The sequence below is a fragment of the Pseudomonas sp. LFS074 genome, from assembly GCF_047978165.1.
In the GTDB taxonomy this organism is placed as follows: domain Bacteria; phylum Pseudomonadota; class Gammaproteobacteria; order Pseudomonadales; family Pseudomonadaceae; genus Aquipseudomonas; species Aquipseudomonas putida_P.
Genome location: NZ_JBFPFV010000001.1, coordinates 2943520 through 2958775 on the forward strand (window position 1 = coordinate 2943520; position 15256 = coordinate 2958775).

A 15256-nucleotide genomic window follows, 5' to 3' on the forward strand; every position below is an offset into this window, starting at 1 on the left:
TTACACGGTCAGGCCATTCAAGCGCTGCATTGCACGCTGCGCATCGTCAAGAATGTCATCGAGTATCTGTTCGACTGGCTGCACTGCATTCGCAAAAACTGCCGATGGGCCGTAGTCGAGCATACCGATGCTGCTGTCACCCGTGAGGTAGGCCTGGGTGGTTAACGTGCCCATGACATGTGGGCGGTAGTGTTCAAAATCGCTGGAGCCCATCGCATCTATGGCAGCCACGGCTTTCGCGCTTTCGTTGTTCAAGACCCGGTGATGTTGGCGTAGGCCGGTCTTGACGATGACGCTGTCCGTGCCATCGCTGTTCACCAGTAGATCCTTGTACTGGCGGTGAATCCACAGCTCTTCCGATACCAGCATCCTGGTGCCCATCAAGATCGCGTCAGCTCCCATCACGAGGGTGGCGGCTAGTTGGCTACCTGTTCCCATTCCACCGCCAATCACCAGGGGTATGGATAGCTCCCGCGAGGCCTGCGGGGCTTGCACAATGCTGCTGATGCCGTAGGTTCCTGGATGACCTCCGGAATCGTTGCCAACAACAATCACGGCATCAACGCCTAAGCGTTCGGCTGACCGGGCATGTCGGACAGCTGAAACCTTGTGAAGCACTTTGATGCCGGACTCGTGGAGGACAGGAAGGATTGCCTCGGGGCTCCCACCGGAGGTTTCGACGCATAGAACGTCTTCTTCAGCCAGGATTCTCACCTGCTCCTGCAAGCGACTTGCAGCATTGGGCTGACCTGAAATGTAAAGGTTCACGCCGAACCTCTTCCCAGATGCCAGCTGCCGGCATTTGCGAAGCTCCTCGCGAAACTGTTCCGAATCAGGGTAGGCGGAAGCAACTATGAACCCCATTCCTCCCGCGTTGACCACTGCCGCGACATAGGTCGCGTCAGACACCCCCGGCCCCATGCCTCCGCAAAGAATGGGGTGGCGGATGCCGAGCATTTCAGTGATCCGGGTTTTGAACAATTGGTTTCGCATGGGCACTCCAGTTCGTTCACGATACAGAGAGCGGGCAGTCCAACCTGTGAATAAGAGGTGGAACCACGTGATAGTTCCGCACGTAGGTGGCAGGCATCTGCTTTTTAGCTGAACATCCGTTCAGTAGTAAAGCAATTTGACGTCGACAGGGATCTTGAGGGCTGCGCAGCATCGGGGGGACGGTACGAGCCTTCGCTGACGCTAGCCGTCGACATGGGCGGCTCTATCGATGTCGAGCCCACTCAGGCATCGGTACTGCATTCCGGAAATCGCTACCAATCAAGTAGCTAGGGGTGAGAGCGACAGCATTTAGCGCCACCGGTCTGACCCCACCACCACCTCACTGAACGTACTGGCTCACCAGTTCGCCTGAACAGGGTAGGGCGGATTTCTGCCGCCCCTGATTTTGGGAGTTCAGCATGAAAGCAATCGTGTACAACGGCCCACGGGACGTCGCGGTCAAGGATGTACCGGACGCAAAAATCGAGAAACCTACGGATGTGTTGGTGCGCATTACCACTACCAACATCTGCGGTTCTGACTTGCACATGTACGAAGGCCGTACCTCGTTTGAGGTCGGACGTGTATTTGGCCATGAGAACCTCGGTGAGGTAATTGAAGTCGGTGAGGGGGTTGACCGGGTCAAGGTCGGTGACAGGGTCTGCCTGCCGTTCAATATCGGCTGCGGGTTCTGCGAAAACTGTGAAAAGGGGCTCACCGGATTCTGCCTTACAGCCAATCCTGGTGCTGCCGGCGCCGCTTATGGTTTCGCAGAGATGGGGCCATATCAAGGCGGTCAAGCCGAATTGCTGCGCGTCCCGTATGCCGATTTCAATTGCTTGGTATTGCCGGAAGATGCCGAGGAGCGTGAGGACGACTACGTCATGCTCTCGGACATTTTTCCCACCGGTTGGCATGCAACTGAACTGGCCGGGTTACTTCCTGGTGAGAGCATTGCGATTTACGGCGCAGGGCCTGTCGGCCTGATGGCGGCTCATTCGGCAATCATCAAAGGCGCATCTCAGGTGTTCGTCATCGACAACCAGCCGGATCGCCTGCAACTCGCCGCGCAGCTCGGGGCAATCCCAATCAACGCAGTCGAGCAAAAAGCAGTGGAAGAGATCATGAACCTGACCCACGGCAAAGGCACCGACCGAGGTTGTGAGTGCGTGGGTTACCAGTGCTGCGACAAGCATGGCCATGAAGCGAACTACCTCACCATGAACAACCTGGTCGCTTCAACCAAAGCCACCGGCGGCATCGGCGTAGTTGGTGTGTTCGTGCCAGAAGATCCTGGGGCGAAAAACGAACTGGCGAAGGAGGGCAAGATGGCCTTCGACTTCGGAGCGTTCTGGTTCAAGGGTCAACAGATCCGTACAGGTCAGGCGAATGTGAAGGCCTACAATCGCCGCCTCGCTGAGCTTATCCATCATGGGCGCGCCAAGCCCTCGCAGATCATTTCTCATCGCCTGAAGCTGGCTGAAGGCCCGAATGCCTACAAGCACTTCGATGCCCGAGATGATGGTTGGACGAAGGTTGTGCTCAAACCTGCTGCTTAAACCGCTTACTTTGCTTCCAAGGAAGGAAGCGAGCAATTGAGCAGAACCCCCCGTATCTGCCTACCCAATCCAGTCAACTGCTGACCTCCTGTTGCGTGTTCTTATGCCACCCTCGCAAATTCATGGCGCAGAGACAAAACTGCAGGATAATCAACGCCCAGGCTCCTGCTTGCCAGCCCCACACGGCCCACAGCACGTTGCTAGTGATGAAACAGCAAAAGCCGATTTTTCTTCTCCTGGGACTGCCCGACCCAATGCACCACGCTGCGAGCACTGTCATAAGCATGGCAGGCCATTCCAACAACCCAATCCAGTGTTCCATGAAGCTCACCCCAACAGCTCGTTTGATATCTGCAACTGGATACCTGCCAGCGTCGTGGAGCTGGCAGGTAATCGCTTCATCAGGCCGCGCGCTGCTCACCCTTCAGCATCTTCTTCTGCGTTTCCATGGTTTGCCCAAGCTCCTCCAGGATCTTTTTGCTGAGTAGCTTCTTGGCCGTCGGGAAGAGTTCGCTTTCTTCTTCCTCGATGTGATGCTCCAGCAACTCTTTCATGACCTTGACCCGCCCGGCGAATTCGAGGGTGCCGGTTTCGGTATGCAGGAGGTCGGGTAGGACGAGGGAGTCGACAGTTCTGTGCTCCTCCTTAGCCTCGTAGTACATTTTCGCTTCTTCCTTACCTCCGGCTTGCTTGATGGCCGGGTAAAGGATTTCTTCCTCAAGCCTTGTGTGGATCTGCAGCTCCTGCTCGATCTTGTGCAGTAATTCACCCCGCTTCTTCACCGCCCGCTCAGTGGTGGTCGACAGTTCTTCGAGCAGCTTTTTCACCAGCTTGTGGTCTTGAATCAGTAAATCGATGGCGTTCATGGCGTACCTCATCATGGACAGAGGAAAGAACTTGCTTGTGGTTGAGTCATGGCCACGTATCACGGTTCAATGGCGACGATGTTTGGTAGCGGAGCATCTTTGGCAATCAATATCGTGGCATCCGGCCTACGCACATGCCTTCAGACACGCTCGCCGCGAAGCCAGCGCTGGTGATAGTGGGAAAGTCGAGTAAGTCCGAAAAGTGCGCCCTGCCGCATGACTTCAGAGCGTTCGCCGAAGAAGCACTGAGTGCGGGTGAAAACGGCTACCGGTTCACCAGCAAACGCCCAGGCGAAACACATAGTGCCTGGCGGTATGCCTGATTCCGGTGACGGCCCAGCTACGCCGGTGGTGGCGATGACCACGGTAGCATCGCTGTCCCTCAAGGCGCCCAACGCCATTTCCCACGCTACGGCTTCGCTCGTCAGACCGTATCGCTCGATATTCTCCGCGCTAACGCCCAGCAAGCGCTTCTTGGCGCTTGGGGAGTAGACGACATAGCCGCTTTCCAGCACTTCGCCCGTGCCAGGTACAGCTGCCAACATTGCCACCATGCAACCCGCCGTGCATGACTCTGCGGTGGTCAAGATCAACTGGTTGTCTTTGAGGTAGCCGAGCGCGGCCAGCACGGGGTCGGTTGCCATTTGAAGTTCGACTCGCTTGTAGGTCTCCGGTAGATGGATCTCAGCGAGTATTGGTTCATCCCAGCGACTACCCGTCCATCCCGCTTTGTAATCCTAGCCTGAACTTTGCTTGGTGATTCGGCTTCCCTTACTTGAAGGGGCGGGCACCGTGAGTGTCTGTGCTACTGCCACTGAGTGAAAAAGAGTAGGAGGGCAGCATGAATAAAGAAGCGCATCCAGAAGAGCCGAGCTCACAACCCGAATCAAAAGGTGAGGAAGAGCGGGACAATGATGCTCATCGTCCCGACGGCTCGACCGGTACCTCTCATGATTCCACAGCACAGAAAACGGCGCGTGACCATGGGCATCACAAGCGTTGAAGTACAAGTGGCCAGGTAGAAGGCTCACCAGATTGGCGAGCCTGAGCTACTTCACAGGATCGGTTTACCACCTGTGACGGCATAGCGTGACCCACTGATATAGCTGGCGTCGTCGGAACCCAGCAGCACGTAGATCGGTGCAACCTCGACGGGCTGTCCCGGGCGACCCATGGGGTAGCCCGAACCGAAGTTCTTCACGGCCTCATCGGGCATGGTCGCCGGGATCAGGGGCGTCCAGATGGGGCCAGGTGCAACGCTGTTGACCCGAATGCCTTGCTTGCCCAGCAGTTGGGCCAGGCCTGCAGTGAAGTTGGCAATGGCGCCTTTGGTGGCGGCATACGGCAGCAGGCTGGGTGATGGATCGTCGGAATTGACCGAGCTGGTGTTGATGATCGATCCGCCTTTTGGCATCGAGGGCAACGCGCGCTGGCAAATCCGGAAAATGGCGGTGATGTTAGTATCGAAGGTCTTTACCCATTCATCATCGTCAATCTCGTCCAGACTCTCATGAGCCATCTGGAACGCGGCGTTGTTGACCAGAATATCGATACGACCGAACTGCGCCACGGTCTTGTCGACGATGTCGTAGCAGTGCTGTTTCTGCGCTAGGTCGCCTGGCAGTAATAAGCACTGCCGGCCAGCAGCCCCAACCCAGCGCGCGGTTTCTTGCGCGTCTTCATGTTCATCCAGGTAAGCGATGGCCACGTCGGCGCCTTCACGGGCGTAAGCAATCGCTACTGCTCGTCCGATACCGCTGTCTGCGCCGGTGATGAGGGCAATCTTGCCTTCGAGTCGATTGTGGCCGGTGTACGACTGCTCACCACAATCTGGATAGGGCTCCATCTTGCGTTGTGAACCAGGAACACTTTGCGGTTGAGACGGAAATGGAGGAGTAGGGTAGTCGCTCATGAGGAAGGCTCCTGTAGTTGAGAACGCTTGTTACCTTTCGAACGGAGCTAGGGGCCGACGTTGAGATGAGTTCAGGGTTTGAACGACGGGCGGTCACTCCTTCTATTTCCATTGAATTATCGGGAATTGGTCGGCTCTACCGGTGACCTGTGTCGCGCTTTCTGTGTGAGGCTCCACCATTAACCGGAGGGTCAAGTGCCTCGAATCATTACCCCCAGCACGCCCGAACATGAGATCGATCAGCAGAATGCGAAGATGTTCGGTACCCCAAAAGAGCGCCTGGATTTCTATCGACGCGAAATTCAGTACGAGACCACCATCCTGGCCAATCGCACAGATGCCTATCTCGCTGCCCAGTCGTTCCTGGTCATCGCTTTCGTTTCTTCGATGGGCAACCTGAATCAGAGCTGGGGCGAGATGTTTACTGTGATGGTACCGGCGTTTCTCGCACTGCTCGGCGTGCTGAGTTCGCTGAACGCCTGGCCAGGCATACGCGCTGCGTTCCGGATCATCGAGCACTGGCAACTGAAGCAAAGCCATTTGCTCCGCAGTGAGCCCATGATGGGGTTGGCCTATGACGAATCGCCGTTGTTCTGCGAAGCGGAAACCTCGCAGGCGGGGCACCGCAAATCGCTGCTGTTTTCCCTGCGCACGCCCTGGATTTTTCTCGGTTTCTGGGTCTTGTTGGGCACCTATTCGGTTTACATCCAGCTGGCGTGACCCGCGCCCTCCAAACGCCTTGAAGCCTCACCGGAGGGCGCGAAGCAGAACGCTGGGCTCAGCCAGCCAGCGCTTTGATCAATTGTTCGTTGAACGCCGGAATATCGTCCGGCTGGCGGCTGGTGATCAGGTTGCCCTCCACCACCACCTGCTCATCCACCCAATTGCCACCCGCATTGCGAATGTCGTCCTGCAATGTCTTATAGCTGGTCATCCGCTTGCCCTTGGCCAAACCGCTGGACACCAGCAGCCAGGCACCGTGACAGATGACGGCCAGCGGCTTACCAGCCGCGTCATGGCTCTTCACCAGCTTTTGCGCGCCGGGGATCAGGCGGATGGTGTCGGAATTCTGCACGCCACCAGGCAGCACCAGAGCATCATAGAGATCGAGTTGGGCACTTTCGAAGGTTGCATCAACGGCAAATTCGTCGGCAGGCTTGTCGTGATTCCAGCCACGCACCGTACCTTCCTTGTCAGCGAGGATGTCGATCTCGGCACCAGCTTTCTGCAAAGCCTCACGAGGCCCGGTGAGCTCGATCTGCTCAAAACCATCAGTCACCAGGAAGGCCACGCGTTTGCCATTCAGTTGTGCATTCATCATTGAATCTCCATTTTCGATAAGCCTGAGAGGGAAGGCCTTTGGCCAGGCGCGAAGTTCAAAGGCGACGCCTCAACGGCGTCGACGTTGGGCATGAGAGATGAGAAGTCCCGCGAGCAAACCGATGACTGCCGCACTCAGCAACAGCGGTATCTTGTCTTTAGGGGTTAGGCCGATGCCCTCCATGCTTCCTGGCCTACCTGTTGGCGTGAACAGATTCTCGGAGGAATCCAGCGCGCCGGAACTGAGGTTCAATGGTGTATCCGGATTGGATGGTGCGACGAACTCGACGTCCTCAGTCGTGGCGTGGACGTCCAATGGGTTCAGCTTCAACGCTGTGCCGTCCGTCAAGGTCAGTGTCAGGTTTTCAATGTCTCCCGCTGCGCGACCTGGAAAAACCGGTTCGCCTGCAGCATCGAGGTTGTCATAAATGAAGCGCTTGCCCTCCAGCCAGCCAACGGCTGTGAGTAACTCGGGGCCGAGGTAGTATTTTCCATCGAGGAAGAAGCCTGGAAACTGGTGAGCGCGTTCGACGTTCTCCACGGAGTAACGCTCACCCGCCTTCATGCCTGTTGTTGGATCAATCATGACCACGACCTCCGTATGCTGGTATAGCCATGGAGGTTGCCGAGGCAGTATGTGTTCCTAAGGGATGACCAATGGACTTCAGTCCAATCTGTTGGTGCGTGGCCGGTACTTGAACGCAGGGTCTGCCGTCTGACTTTTGAATTGAATTTTTAAGCGTACATCCCGCTCAGTAAAATGGGTCAAAGGGAGATATGCACGTGGCGGGGCAGCAATTATTCGTGATCGATTACACACTCCATGGCGAGAGCTGAACGTTCATTATTCGCTTGGAAAAAATGGACAACCCCGTGGCCTGGCACTGGGCCAGTTGCGATGCCGGCGTTGGCATCATCCCAAGGTTCAGTCAGCAGAAGATCAAGCTGGTCAGTCGTCCCATGGCAGAGCGCTACGGCATCGCGAACGTGAAGTGGCGACCTGCCGGCAATGGCCCTGAGTTTGTTCCACAACCTATCGATGTCGGCAAATTCTCAGGCGCTTCATAAGATGCTTGGTGCTTTGCAGCCGACCAATTTTTCAGGAGGTGTTGTGATGCAGCCGAAAACTGAAGGCTCTGAAGAGAAGGGGCCGAGCGACGTACCCTTCATCAATGATCCGGAAAAGCCCACGTCGCCACCTTTGAATGATGCTGATGCCACGGATGCAGCTGAGGCAGATGAAGACATCGAGGATGACGGCCAATCCATTTAAGCCGGAAGGAGCACACGATGGACAATTACCACCTTAGCCCGACATCGGATGGCTGGGAGCTGAAGAAAGCCGGTGCCGTACGGGCGTCCAAACGAGCTGCGACGAAGCAGGAACTGGTCATTGCCCTTACAGATTTCTTTGATAGCAAGAAAGCGTCTGTGAAGATACGCAAAGCGGACGGCACGTTCGAAGAGGAACGCACCTACCCACGCTCAGCTGACCCGCGCCGTAGCAAAGGTTGAAGACCGTAACTGCCTGTGACCTCGGCATTGAGGTTACGAATGTCGGTGGTGTTTTCAGATGGTTGCTGGCCAGCTTTCTCATGGGCAAGCGCATACGTTCTTCGGTTGCCCTGAGGGCGTATCGGATACTTGTCGACGAGCAGGGGCTAGATACGCCGCAAAAGCTTGTGCAGGCTCCCCATGCGACCCTTGTGAGTTTCCTCGGCCAGGCTGGGTATGCGCGATACGATGAATCCACTGCCCGACGATTGCATGCCCTTGGCAAGAATGTAGACGCGGAACTGGGTGGTCAACTTGAGGCGCTGCGGGAAGACCCAGGTGGTGAAAGCTTCAAGCGCTGGCTATTGAGCTTCGAGGGTATAGGCCCCAAGACATTGGAGATATTCATGTGAGAACGCCCATTCCACCTAACGATGTTCGAAGGCCATTGAACAGAAGGTGGCCTTTAGCCTCCATCGACGAGTGGACAGATGAGTGAAACACTCGATTATTCAACTATGGACTGGAGAGGGTGATGAAGCTCGACATCGAAGGTTTGTCGCTGTCAGGGAAGACAGTAGTTGTCGTGGAAGATGATCCAACGCTTCAAACCCTGCTGATGGATATCCTGATCGAGTTGGGCGCTGCCTGCGATGCGTTCGATAACGCCGAAGACGCCTTGATTCACTTGATGGGGCTCAAGAGCGACTGTTCGTTGATCGTTGTCGATCACGGTGTTCCTGGAAGTATAAAAGGCATGGAGTTCATCTCCATGGCCCACGAAAGGTGGCCTGGGCTGCCCGCCATCCTGACCTCTGGTTACCAGCTTGATCCATCGCAGGTCACCCCACCTGTCACTTACCTGTTCAAACCCTGGTCAATTGACGAGCTCGCTGAAGCTATTAACCACGCGCTCAGCTCTGCAAATGTTCCTCCAGCTCTGCCCGCATCGCCCGGCCATAACGCTCTCTAGCGCTGCAAGTTGTCTCGAGCTGCATCATCCGCCCGCTGCTCGCTAGACATTTGGTGGGGCGTCTCGCAGTGGCTGCCCATTGCCTGGTATTCCTTGCGAAGTTTATGGATTGCTCGGTTGTCGAGCGCTTCAAGATCGAGCACCGAATGCTCTGCTGATTTCGTAGCACGGATAAGCTCGTCGAGCTTGACGTGGATGATGTCGTTGTCCCGGTTCTGGGTGTTCTGGATCAGAAAAACCATCAGGAATGTGATGATGGTGGTCGACGTATTAACGATGAATTGCCAGGTGTCGTTGTAGTGAAACCAGGGCCCGGATGCAGCCTATGAGGCAATCAGTACCACGGCAATCAAGAAGGTACTCGGTTTATCGGCGTGGTTAGCGAGTAATTGGCAGAACTGGGCGAATTTCATGACGATAACTCCAATGCGACCTATCGGATTTGACAGCAGAGGAGCGCTGAAATCTTTTTTTACATTTCGCCGTGATGATGGACGAACGTAGTAAGTGCAGCGGAACGACGTCTTAAGCCAGAAAGTCAAAAAGTAGTCGAAAATTCTCCCAAGGCTTCTGCGCAGATGACCTTCATCGTCTGGTTCGCCATGCTGGGTGCAGTGCTCCTGCTGCTCTCGCTTTCATCCTCGTACCTGCGCTGGATTCCAGTTACAACGTCCGTTGTGTGCCTTGGCTTAGGTATGGCTCTGGGAACATCGGGCCTGGGTTTGCTACAGCTGGACTTGAGCACGTCGAGTGGCTGGATGGAGCACCTCACCGAAGTCGCGGTCTTGTTTTCGCTGTTCTTCAGTGGCTTGAAGTTGCGATTGCCCTGGCACAATCGCAGCTGGTTGAGCGCTTTCTATCTGGCGGGGCCGGTCATGTTGCTCTGCATTGGTGGGGTAGCGATGGTGCTGCATTACGGCCTGAGCCTGGGGTGGGGAGTATCAGTTCTGATTGGAGCTATCCTCGCACCCACAGACCCTGTGCTGGCAACCCTGGTACAGGTGGTTGATGCTCAAGACGATGATCCTGTCCGTTTCAGCCTGTCCGGTGAGGCAGGGCTTAACGATGGAGTGGCTTTTCCCTTCGTCATCCTCGGCCTGTTCCTGCAACAGGATACCGGACAAGCCTGGTTCTCTAACTGGCTCATCAAGGACATGCTGTGGGCAGTCTCTGCAGGTCTGCTGTTGGGCTACTGGATGGGGCGTGGCTTGGGCAAGTTCACGCTTTTCTTGCGTTTGCGCAACGACGACAGCACCGTGTCACCCAACGACTATCTCGCCCTTGCCCTTATCGCGCTGGCTTATGTGAGCGCCGAGACTATTCAGGCCTATGGGTTTCTCGCGGTGTTCGCTGCGGGCCTCGGTTTGCGCCAGGCGGAGGTTCACACCTCAAATAGCCCCGAGGATCCAGCTGCCGAGCATCTAGTACAGCCTGTAGTAGGACACCAGCATGTCGCGCCGGAGCTGGCCGTCAAAGGTGATGTGGAAGGGCTCGATGACTCACAGGTGGCAGCGGGGATAATGTTGGGAGACATGTTGGCATTCGGTAGCTTGATCGAGCGGGCACTGGAAGTGTTTCTTGTCACCATGCTCGGGGTAGTGCTCATTGAACATTGGGACTGGCGGGCAGTGCCGGTTGCCGGCGCTTTGTTCTTTGTCATTCGGCCCGTCAGCATTCTGCTTTTCCCGGCTCGGGAAATGCTGGATATTCGTCAGCGCGGGCTTTTGGGTTGGTTTGGCATCCGAGGTATCGGCAGCTTCTATTACTTGTTCTATACCCTCAATCATGGGCTGCTTCCCACCTTCGCCGCACAGAGCATTAGCTTGGTTTTGTCGGTGGTGGCGTTGAGCATTCTGCTACATGGATTGAGCGTTCAACCGCTGCTAGCCAAATACGAAGCATGGAAGGGGTAGGCAGTGTTCTTTGGATCAAGCTTCTACTTGTGGCGGGAGCGTTACTAATTTGTTGATCAGCGAGGCGAGATCAGAAATCTCCCAAGGTTTGGGGAGAAATGCTGTCCGAGCAGGCAGCAAACCGGTGTCGATTACTGCGTCGCCCGAAGTCAGAATCACTGGCAGGGTAGGCCATCGACGCCAAATCTCGTGTGCAAGGCCTAAACCGTCCATGCTTCCAGGCATATGGATATCGGTCATCACTAAGCTAGGGACTTCCTTATTGCAAAGGTAATGCAACGCCTCGTCAGCATTTGCGCAGCACGTCATAGCAACGGCGTAGAGTGACGAGAGGCTCTCGGCAGTTAGGTCTCTTAGGAGGTCGTCGTCTTCCACAATGAGGATGGTTTTCGGCATGTAGGGTTTGCTCGCGGGTCATATGCATTAGGGCTCTGGGCCTCAAAGCCGTTGCTCCGGGGCGATGAGTGGTGCGCTAGGCGCCGTCATGGATTAGCGGCTATGGTAGGAAAACGTTAAGCGAACCGCCTGTACCCCCTGAAAGGATTCTGGGCGTTTCCCGTTAATCCGGAAGGGAAGACTATGCAGCAGCTACCAGTGGACGAAACAATCCGAGCGGCCTTGAAGAAGACTCATGCGCGCTTGCACCGCCAACATGAGCTCGTGGTCGAGTTTGGCGTGATGTCCCTGAAGGCTGCGGACTTGGATCTGTTGCTGACCCGTGCATGTGAAGTAGTCGCTGAAGGGATGAACACTCGTTTTTCCAAGGTGCTCCAGCCAACAGAGGAAGGGGAAGGGTTTGTTCTGACCCACGGCGTTGGCTGGGATGCTTCTGACATCGGGCGAGCAACCGTGGGCGGCGATGTGGCTAGTCCCGCAGGCTATGCTTTGGCCACCTACAGGCCTGTACTCTCGAATCATTTGGGTATGGAAAATCGCTTTCGAACGCCGGAGCTGCTGAAAAAATATGGAATAGAGCGGGCCATCAATGTCCCGATACGGGGTGTGCTCAGCCCGTTTGGTGTACTGGAAGCCGACAGCAGCAACGGGGACGATTTTGTAGAGAGCGATCTGGTATTTCTGGAAGGCATCTCGAACGTCATTTCCATGGCTGTCGAAAGAATATCTGCAGGAGTGGATGTTCCAGTTCCCGACCCTTATTCCGAAACCATTCTGAACGCAAGCCCTGACTGGGTGGATATCCTGGCCCCGAGCGGCGAGATCGAGTTCATGAATGAAGCCGGGCTGACATTCCTGGATACACAACTGACCAGCGTTAAAGGTCAGCGATGGTATGACTTGTGGCCTGAGGAGTCGCGATCACTTGTTTGGGAGGCGGTAACTAAAGTTAGCGCTGGCGAAACCATGAGGTTCGAATCGTACTGCCCAATCGCTCCCGATGAACCCAAATGGTGGGATGTGACTGTGGCGCCAATCATGGGCACGGATGGCCAGGTCGAACGGATCATAGCGGTATCACGGGATATCACTGAACGGCACCAGTACGAAGCTCAGCTGCTCTCTCTCATTGAGGCGCAGAACAGCAGGCAAAATCGAAGCGACCTTTATCTCGAAGAAATCCATCATCGCGTCAAAAATAGCCTCCACCTTGTAAACACCCTGCTGTTACTTCAAGCCAATCTCACGCCAGATGCGGCTGTTAAGTTGCAGCTCGAAACTGCCGCAGGGCGAGTGGTGACCATTGCCAGTGTTCACGAGAGACTATACCAGGCCGCCGAAGACCAAGAGGTACGCGCTCGCGATTACCTGAGTGCCCTGTTGGGTGATCTGGGCAAGGCTTTGGCCGACCGACAAATTCTGTTGGAGGCTGACGACTTCGTCCTGCCACCTGAAAGAATGGCTCCCTTGGGGTTAGTGATCTCCGAGTTGATCACCAACTCCCTTAAGTACGGCAAAGGCTCCATAGACGTGATCGTCAAGCATGCCGGCGATCATGCTCAGCTCACCGTCAGGGATGAGGGCGACGGCTTTCCTGATCATTACCCTAAGCCGACAGGAACGGGGCTTGGCATGCGATTGGTCAAAAGCTATTCCGGTTACGGCAGCGCGGCAGTAGTGGTTGATCGCCAAGATAGTAAAAGCTGCATCCATGTCCGCTTTAAGCTCTAGACGCGAGAGGGGCGCACCTACGCGCTGATGGCACTTTGCCAAATGCGCATGGTCTCGTATCAAGTCGAATTGATCTCGAAAATCAACATTGAGGAGTCGGGAATGCGAACCTTGGGATGGCTTATTACTGCTTTGGGGTGTGCTGGGCTTTTCGGATCGTTAGCCATGGTGGTTGCTGTGGTTTTGGGATCACATGACCGCTTTGCTCAAATGCTCGGAATGAGCCTTGCCCTAACGGCTGCTTCATTGATGCTGATGTTAATCGGTGGGCGGCTGCGAGCGAGAGGCAAACCCTTGTTGCCTATTTTGCTATCTTCCTGAGACTGTCTCGTCCAGGCTCACAGGCTCTATAAAGTGCTTAGCTCGCCAATTAATGCTCAACCTCCATAGAAGCTGATTGCAGATAGGCGAGTCGTTCTTTAGGTAAATCAGCCAGAACCTTGGCATTGGCCATGGCCATGGCCATGGCAATGATACTGACTCGGGATGTCACCCGTTGGCTGCCCGCAGCAGCGCCTGGAGGATGGCGATGTGGGCGAAGGAGCATTCGTGACACCTACCGTGTTTACGGTTGCAGTGACGACATGACCATCATGCGCGAGGAGATCTTCGGCCTGGTCATGAGCATCCTGACCTATAAAACCGAAGATCAGGTCTTCCGCCGAGCCAATGTTAGCGAGTACGGCTTAGCTGCTGGCGTGGTTCCGAAAGACGTTGCCCGGGCACATCGTGCGATCATCAGCTTGAGGCTGGCTGGATCAATGCCTGTGGCGAGTCGCTTGCGCGATGCCGGTAGGTGGTTACAAACCGTCAGACAGTAAGTACAGGGGCACAAGCACTGTTCCACGCTCAGTGCCGTCTTCGTGGTTCCAAGGAGATATCATGCAGCATCAAAACAAAGATCAAGCAGAGCAGCTCATAGCCGAGGTACTCGTGGCTGCCTGCCTTGTCATCGAAAATGATGCATGCTCAATGAAAGATCGAAATCTCGCTCGGCGCATCCTGCCAGACGCTCAAGAGGCGCTGCGCCTCCTGCAGATCGGCGTGTACAGCCAAGCGGGGGATTTAGAATTTGTTTTGCCTACCGCTGAGGGCCATAGCCAGGCTCCGGGAGGCAAGCGCAGGTTTGTGATGAAGTAACGGGGTCGACAAGTGGTGCTAGATACAGCCAGGCTTAAATCCCATGGTGCATTCATGACTATGGGGAACTGGTGCAAGTCGGCGCTAAGAACCAATCTTTTGAGGGCCTTCAAAATTCTTGGTTATCCCGAGTTCTGCTGAAGTAATCGAAATCCCTCCTGCGTCACATCTCGTCATATTGATGAGCCATTATCCGCTCGGCGGTGCTGTTGCTTCCGCTTCGCTGCGCTATGGTACAGACACCCCATATATAAGACTAAAGTCGCAGGAGGGCGGCATGCGGATTCGCGGTGACATTTTCTGGAAATGGGCAGATCCAACGCTTCATCATCGCACTCATGATGAGACGCTGGATGATGGCACGACGATGGATATCCAAGTGCGCCTGTCGCGCACAGGCAACACCCAGATGTTCATAGGCGTGTATGCCGGCACCGGCATGGCACTTCATGAGGAAGCCTTTGATACGCGCCCTGGAGAGTCCATGACGCGTGCCTTAGCGTGGGGTGTAGGACGCGCCAGGTGTCTTGCCACCGAGCGTCATCAGCCTAATCAGCGGTTTGCTTGACCAGACTGCTGGAAGCATTGGGTAGCATTAACTGTCAGCAATCCAAGGCTTGATGAGTCCAGGCGGCGTAAGCCGCTGTGAGAGACTGAGGAAGGTGAGGTAAATCGGGTTTCAATCCGCCCGACTGCTTCACCCAATCAGTCAGACAGGCGATGACCAGAGTGCTAATGACAGGGCAGGGCCCAACCTGGCGCTCCAGTTCGGCTAACTGATCAGCCATTGTCCTAACTGGTCTGGCACCTCAATCGATGGCTCGAATCAGCATTCCGCTGGGCCGTTATTACATAGGCTTCCCACGCTAGCCACCCCTGGCAGTCCATAGATCGCTATGAACAATTGCATGCCCCAGTACAGGGATGCCGAATCTGCATATCGAGCCTGGCCCCATCAT

General features: G+C 55.5%; 19 protein-coding genes and 3 pseudogenes. 13 read left to right on the forward strand and 9 right to left on the reverse strand.

What is annotated here, in order from left to right; translation table 11 throughout:
- Entirely contained in the window at positions 1-993 is a 993-nt protein-coding gene (locus ACNQP3_RS13415) for an NAD(P)H-dependent flavin oxidoreductase (protein ID WP_264317179.1), read from the reverse strand.
- Between the two features lie 419 nt (positions 994-1412).
- Here ACNQP3_RS13415 and ACNQP3_RS13420 point away from each other — a divergent pair, with 419 nt between their 5' ends.
- A complete protein-coding gene (locus ACNQP3_RS13420; protein WP_264317180.1) occupies positions 1413-2552 on the forward strand; it encodes a glutathione-independent formaldehyde dehydrogenase in 1140 nt (379 codons plus the stop codon).
- 73 nt (positions 2553-2625) lie between these two features.
- Here ACNQP3_RS13420 and ACNQP3_RS13425 read toward each other — a convergent pair whose 3' ends face one another.
- The 3 genes from ACNQP3_RS13425 to ACNQP3_RS13435 form a co-directional block, all read right to left on the reverse strand.
- Positions 2626-2874: a hypothetical protein gene (locus tag ACNQP3_RS13425; protein WP_264317181.1), complete on the reverse strand. Its 249-nt coding sequence runs from the start codon at positions 2872-2874 to the stop codon at positions 2626-2628.
- Between the two features lie 79 nt (positions 2875-2953).
- Entirely contained in the window at positions 2954-3418 is a 465-nt protein-coding gene (locus tag ACNQP3_RS13430; RefSeq protein WP_264317182.1) for a hemerythrin domain-containing protein, read from the reverse strand.
- Positions 3419-3558: 140 nt separating this feature from the next.
- Positions 3559-4062, reverse strand: a complete 504-nt coding sequence (locus ACNQP3_RS13435) for a CinA family protein (protein ID WP_264317183.1) — start codon at positions 4060-4062, stop codon at positions 3559-3561.
- A 197-nt stretch (positions 4063-4259) separates the two neighbouring features.
- On the opposite strand from ACNQP3_RS13435, the gene ACNQP3_RS13440 reads away from it, so the two are divergent.
- Complete coding sequence (locus ACNQP3_RS13440; RefSeq protein WP_264317184.1) at positions 4260-4421, forward strand: hypothetical protein; 162 nt, start codon at positions 4260-4262, stop codon at positions 4419-4421.
- Between the two features lie 51 nt (positions 4422-4472).
- Here ACNQP3_RS13440 and ACNQP3_RS13445 read toward each other — a convergent pair whose 3' ends face one another.
- Entirely contained in the window at positions 4473-5330 is an 858-nt protein-coding gene (locus ACNQP3_RS13445) for an SDR family oxidoreductase (protein ID WP_264317185.1), read from the reverse strand.
- 195 nt (positions 5331-5525) lie between these two features.
- On the opposite strand from ACNQP3_RS13445, the gene ACNQP3_RS13450 reads away from it, so the two are divergent.
- Positions 5526-6050 (forward strand): hypothetical protein, encoded by a 525-nt coding sequence (locus tag ACNQP3_RS13450; RefSeq protein WP_264317186.1) that lies wholly within the window; start codon positions 5526-5528, stop codon positions 6048-6050.
- 58 nt (positions 6051-6108) lie between these two features.
- On the opposite strand, the gene ACNQP3_RS13455 is transcribed toward ACNQP3_RS13450, so the two are convergent.
- Together ACNQP3_RS13455 and ACNQP3_RS13460 are read right to left on the reverse strand one after the other, a co-directional pair.
- Complete coding sequence (locus ACNQP3_RS13455) at positions 6109-6648, reverse strand: type 1 glutamine amidotransferase domain-containing protein (RefSeq protein ID WP_264317187.1); 540 nt, start codon at positions 6646-6648, stop codon at positions 6109-6111.
- 323 nt (positions 6649-6971) lie between these two features.
- Positions 6972-7236: pseudogene (locus ACNQP3_RS13460) on the reverse strand (short-chain dehydrogenase); the annotation flags it as partial.
- A gap of 257 nt (positions 7237-7493) precedes the next feature.
- Between ACNQP3_RS13460 and ACNQP3_RS13465 the strand changes: the two are divergent.
- The 5 genes from ACNQP3_RS13465 to ACNQP3_RS13485 all read left to right on the forward strand — a co-directional run bounded on the left by ACNQP3_RS13465 (position 7494) and on the right by ACNQP3_RS13485 (position 9117).
- Positions 7494-7718 carry a DUF6555 family protein gene (locus ACNQP3_RS13465; RefSeq protein WP_264317294.1) on the forward strand — a complete coding sequence of 75 codons (225 nt, stop codon included), beginning with the start codon at positions 7494-7496 and terminating at the stop codon, positions 7716-7718.
- A gap of 1 nt (position 7719) precedes the next feature.
- Positions 7720-7923 carry a hypothetical protein gene (locus ACNQP3_RS13470; RefSeq protein WP_264317317.1) on the forward strand — a complete coding sequence of 68 codons (204 nt, stop codon included), beginning with the start codon at positions 7720-7722 and terminating at the stop codon, positions 7921-7923.
- Positions 7924-7940: 17 nt separating this feature from the next.
- Positions 7941-8165 carry a DUF2188 domain-containing protein gene (locus ACNQP3_RS13475; protein ID WP_264317188.1) on the forward strand — a complete coding sequence of 75 codons (225 nt, stop codon included), beginning with the start codon at positions 7941-7943 and terminating at the stop codon, positions 8163-8165.
- Positions 8162-8557: a DNA methylase gene (locus tag ACNQP3_RS13480; protein ID WP_264317189.1), complete on the forward strand. Its 396-nt coding sequence runs from the start codon at positions 8162-8164 to the stop codon at positions 8555-8557. Before ACNQP3_RS13475 ends, ACNQP3_RS13480 begins: the two co-directional genes overlap by 4 nt.
- 122 nt (positions 8558-8679) lie before the next feature.
- Positions 8680-9117, forward strand: coding sequence for a response regulator (locus ACNQP3_RS13485; RefSeq protein WP_264317190.1), 438 nt, complete (start codon positions 8680-8682; stop codon positions 9115-9117).
- Here ACNQP3_RS13485 and ACNQP3_RS13490 read toward each other — a convergent pair.
- Positions 9114-9530: pseudogene (locus ACNQP3_RS13490) on the reverse strand (low affinity iron permease family protein). The gene ACNQP3_RS13485 and the pseudogene ACNQP3_RS13490 overlap by 4 nt on opposite strands.
- Before the next feature lie 165 nt (positions 9531-9695).
- Between ACNQP3_RS13490 and ACNQP3_RS13495 the strand changes: the two are divergent.
- Positions 9696-11030, forward strand: a complete 1335-nt coding sequence (locus tag ACNQP3_RS13495; protein ID WP_264317191.1) for a cation:proton antiporter — start codon at positions 9696-9698, stop codon at positions 11028-11030.
- 15 nt (positions 11031-11045) lie between these two features.
- Here ACNQP3_RS13495 and ACNQP3_RS13500 read toward each other — a convergent pair whose 3' ends face one another.
- Positions 11046-11426, reverse strand: coding sequence for a response regulator (locus ACNQP3_RS13500; protein WP_264317192.1), 381 nt, complete (start codon positions 11424-11426; stop codon positions 11046-11048).
- 183 nt (positions 11427-11609) lie between these two features.
- Between ACNQP3_RS13500 and ACNQP3_RS13505 the strand changes: the two genes are divergently transcribed.
- The 4 genes and pseudogenes from ACNQP3_RS13505 (at position 11610) to ACNQP3_RS13520 (ending at position 14865) form a co-directional block, all read left to right on the forward strand.
- Entirely contained in the window at positions 11610-13157 is a 1548-nt protein-coding gene (locus tag ACNQP3_RS13505; protein ID WP_264317193.1) for a sensor histidine kinase, read from the forward strand.
- A 513-nt stretch (positions 13158-13670) separates the two neighbouring features.
- Positions 13671-13970: pseudogene (locus ACNQP3_RS13510) on the forward strand (aldehyde dehydrogenase family protein); the annotation flags it as partial.
- Between the two features lie 69 nt (positions 13971-14039).
- Complete coding sequence (locus ACNQP3_RS13515) at positions 14040-14297, forward strand: hypothetical protein (RefSeq protein WP_264317318.1); 258 nt, start codon at positions 14040-14042, stop codon at positions 14295-14297.
- 277 nt (positions 14298-14574) lie between these two features.
- Entirely contained in the window at positions 14575-14865 is a 291-nt protein-coding gene (locus ACNQP3_RS13520) for a hypothetical protein (RefSeq protein WP_264317295.1), read from the forward strand.
- The last annotated feature ends 391 nt before the right edge of the window (positions 14866-15256 follow it).

What these genes read in the sequence shown, in the direction of transcription:
- ACNQP3_RS13415 (WP_264317179.1), bottom strand. Translation starts at nt 993, where the DNA reads ATGCGAAACCAATTGTTCAAAACCCGGATCACTGAAATGCTCGGCATC.
- ACNQP3_RS13420 (WP_264317180.1), top strand. Translation starts at nt 1,413, where the DNA reads ATGAAAGCAATCGTGTACAACGGCCCACGGGACGTCGCGGTCAAGGAT.
- ACNQP3_RS13425 (WP_264317181.1), bottom strand. Translation starts at nt 2,874, where the DNA reads ATGGAACACTGGATTGGGTTGTTGGAATGGCCTGCCATGCTTATGACA.
- ACNQP3_RS13430 (WP_264317182.1), bottom strand. Translation starts at nt 3,418, where the DNA reads ATGAACGCCATCGATTTACTGATTCAAGACCACAAGCTGGTGAAAAAG.
- ACNQP3_RS13435 (WP_264317183.1), bottom strand. Translation starts at nt 4,062, where the DNA reads ATGGCAACCGACCCCGTGCTGGCCGCGCTCGGCTACCTCAAAGACAAC.
- ACNQP3_RS13440 (WP_264317184.1), top strand. Translation starts at nt 4,260, where the DNA reads ATGAATAAAGAAGCGCATCCAGAAGAGCCGAGCTCACAACCCGAATCA.
- ACNQP3_RS13445 (WP_264317185.1), bottom strand. Translation starts at nt 5,330, where the DNA reads ATGAGCGACTACCCTACTCCTCCATTTCCGTCTCAACCGCAAAGTGTT.
- ACNQP3_RS13455 (WP_264317187.1), bottom strand. Translation starts at nt 6,648, where the DNA reads ATGAATGCACAACTGAATGGCAAACGCGTGGCCTTCCTGGTGACTGAT.
- ACNQP3_RS13470 (WP_264317317.1), top strand. Translation starts at nt 7,720, where the DNA reads ATGCTTGGTGCTTTGCAGCCGACCAATTTTTCAGGAGGTGTTGTGATG.
- ACNQP3_RS13475 (WP_264317188.1), top strand. Translation starts at nt 7,941, where the DNA reads ATGGACAATTACCACCTTAGCCCGACATCGGATGGCTGGGAGCTGAAG.
- ACNQP3_RS13485 (WP_264317190.1), top strand. Translation starts at nt 8,680, where the DNA reads ATGAAGCTCGACATCGAAGGTTTGTCGCTGTCAGGGAAGACAGTAGTT.
- ACNQP3_RS13495 (WP_264317191.1), top strand. Translation starts at nt 9,696, where the DNA reads ATGACCTTCATCGTCTGGTTCGCCATGCTGGGTGCAGTGCTCCTGCTG.
- ACNQP3_RS13500 (WP_264317192.1), bottom strand. Translation starts at nt 11,426, where the DNA reads ATGCCGAAAACCATCCTCATTGTGGAAGACGACGACCTCCTAAGAGAC.
- ACNQP3_RS13505 (WP_264317193.1), top strand. Translation starts at nt 11,610, where the DNA reads ATGCAGCAGCTACCAGTGGACGAAACAATCCGAGCGGCCTTGAAGAAG.
- ACNQP3_RS13515 (WP_264317318.1), top strand. Translation starts at nt 14,040, where the DNA reads ATGCAGCATCAAAACAAAGATCAAGCAGAGCAGCTCATAGCCGAGGTA.
- ACNQP3_RS13520 (WP_264317295.1), top strand. Translation starts at nt 14,575, where the DNA reads ATGCGGATTCGCGGTGACATTTTCTGGAAATGGGCAGATCCAACGCTT.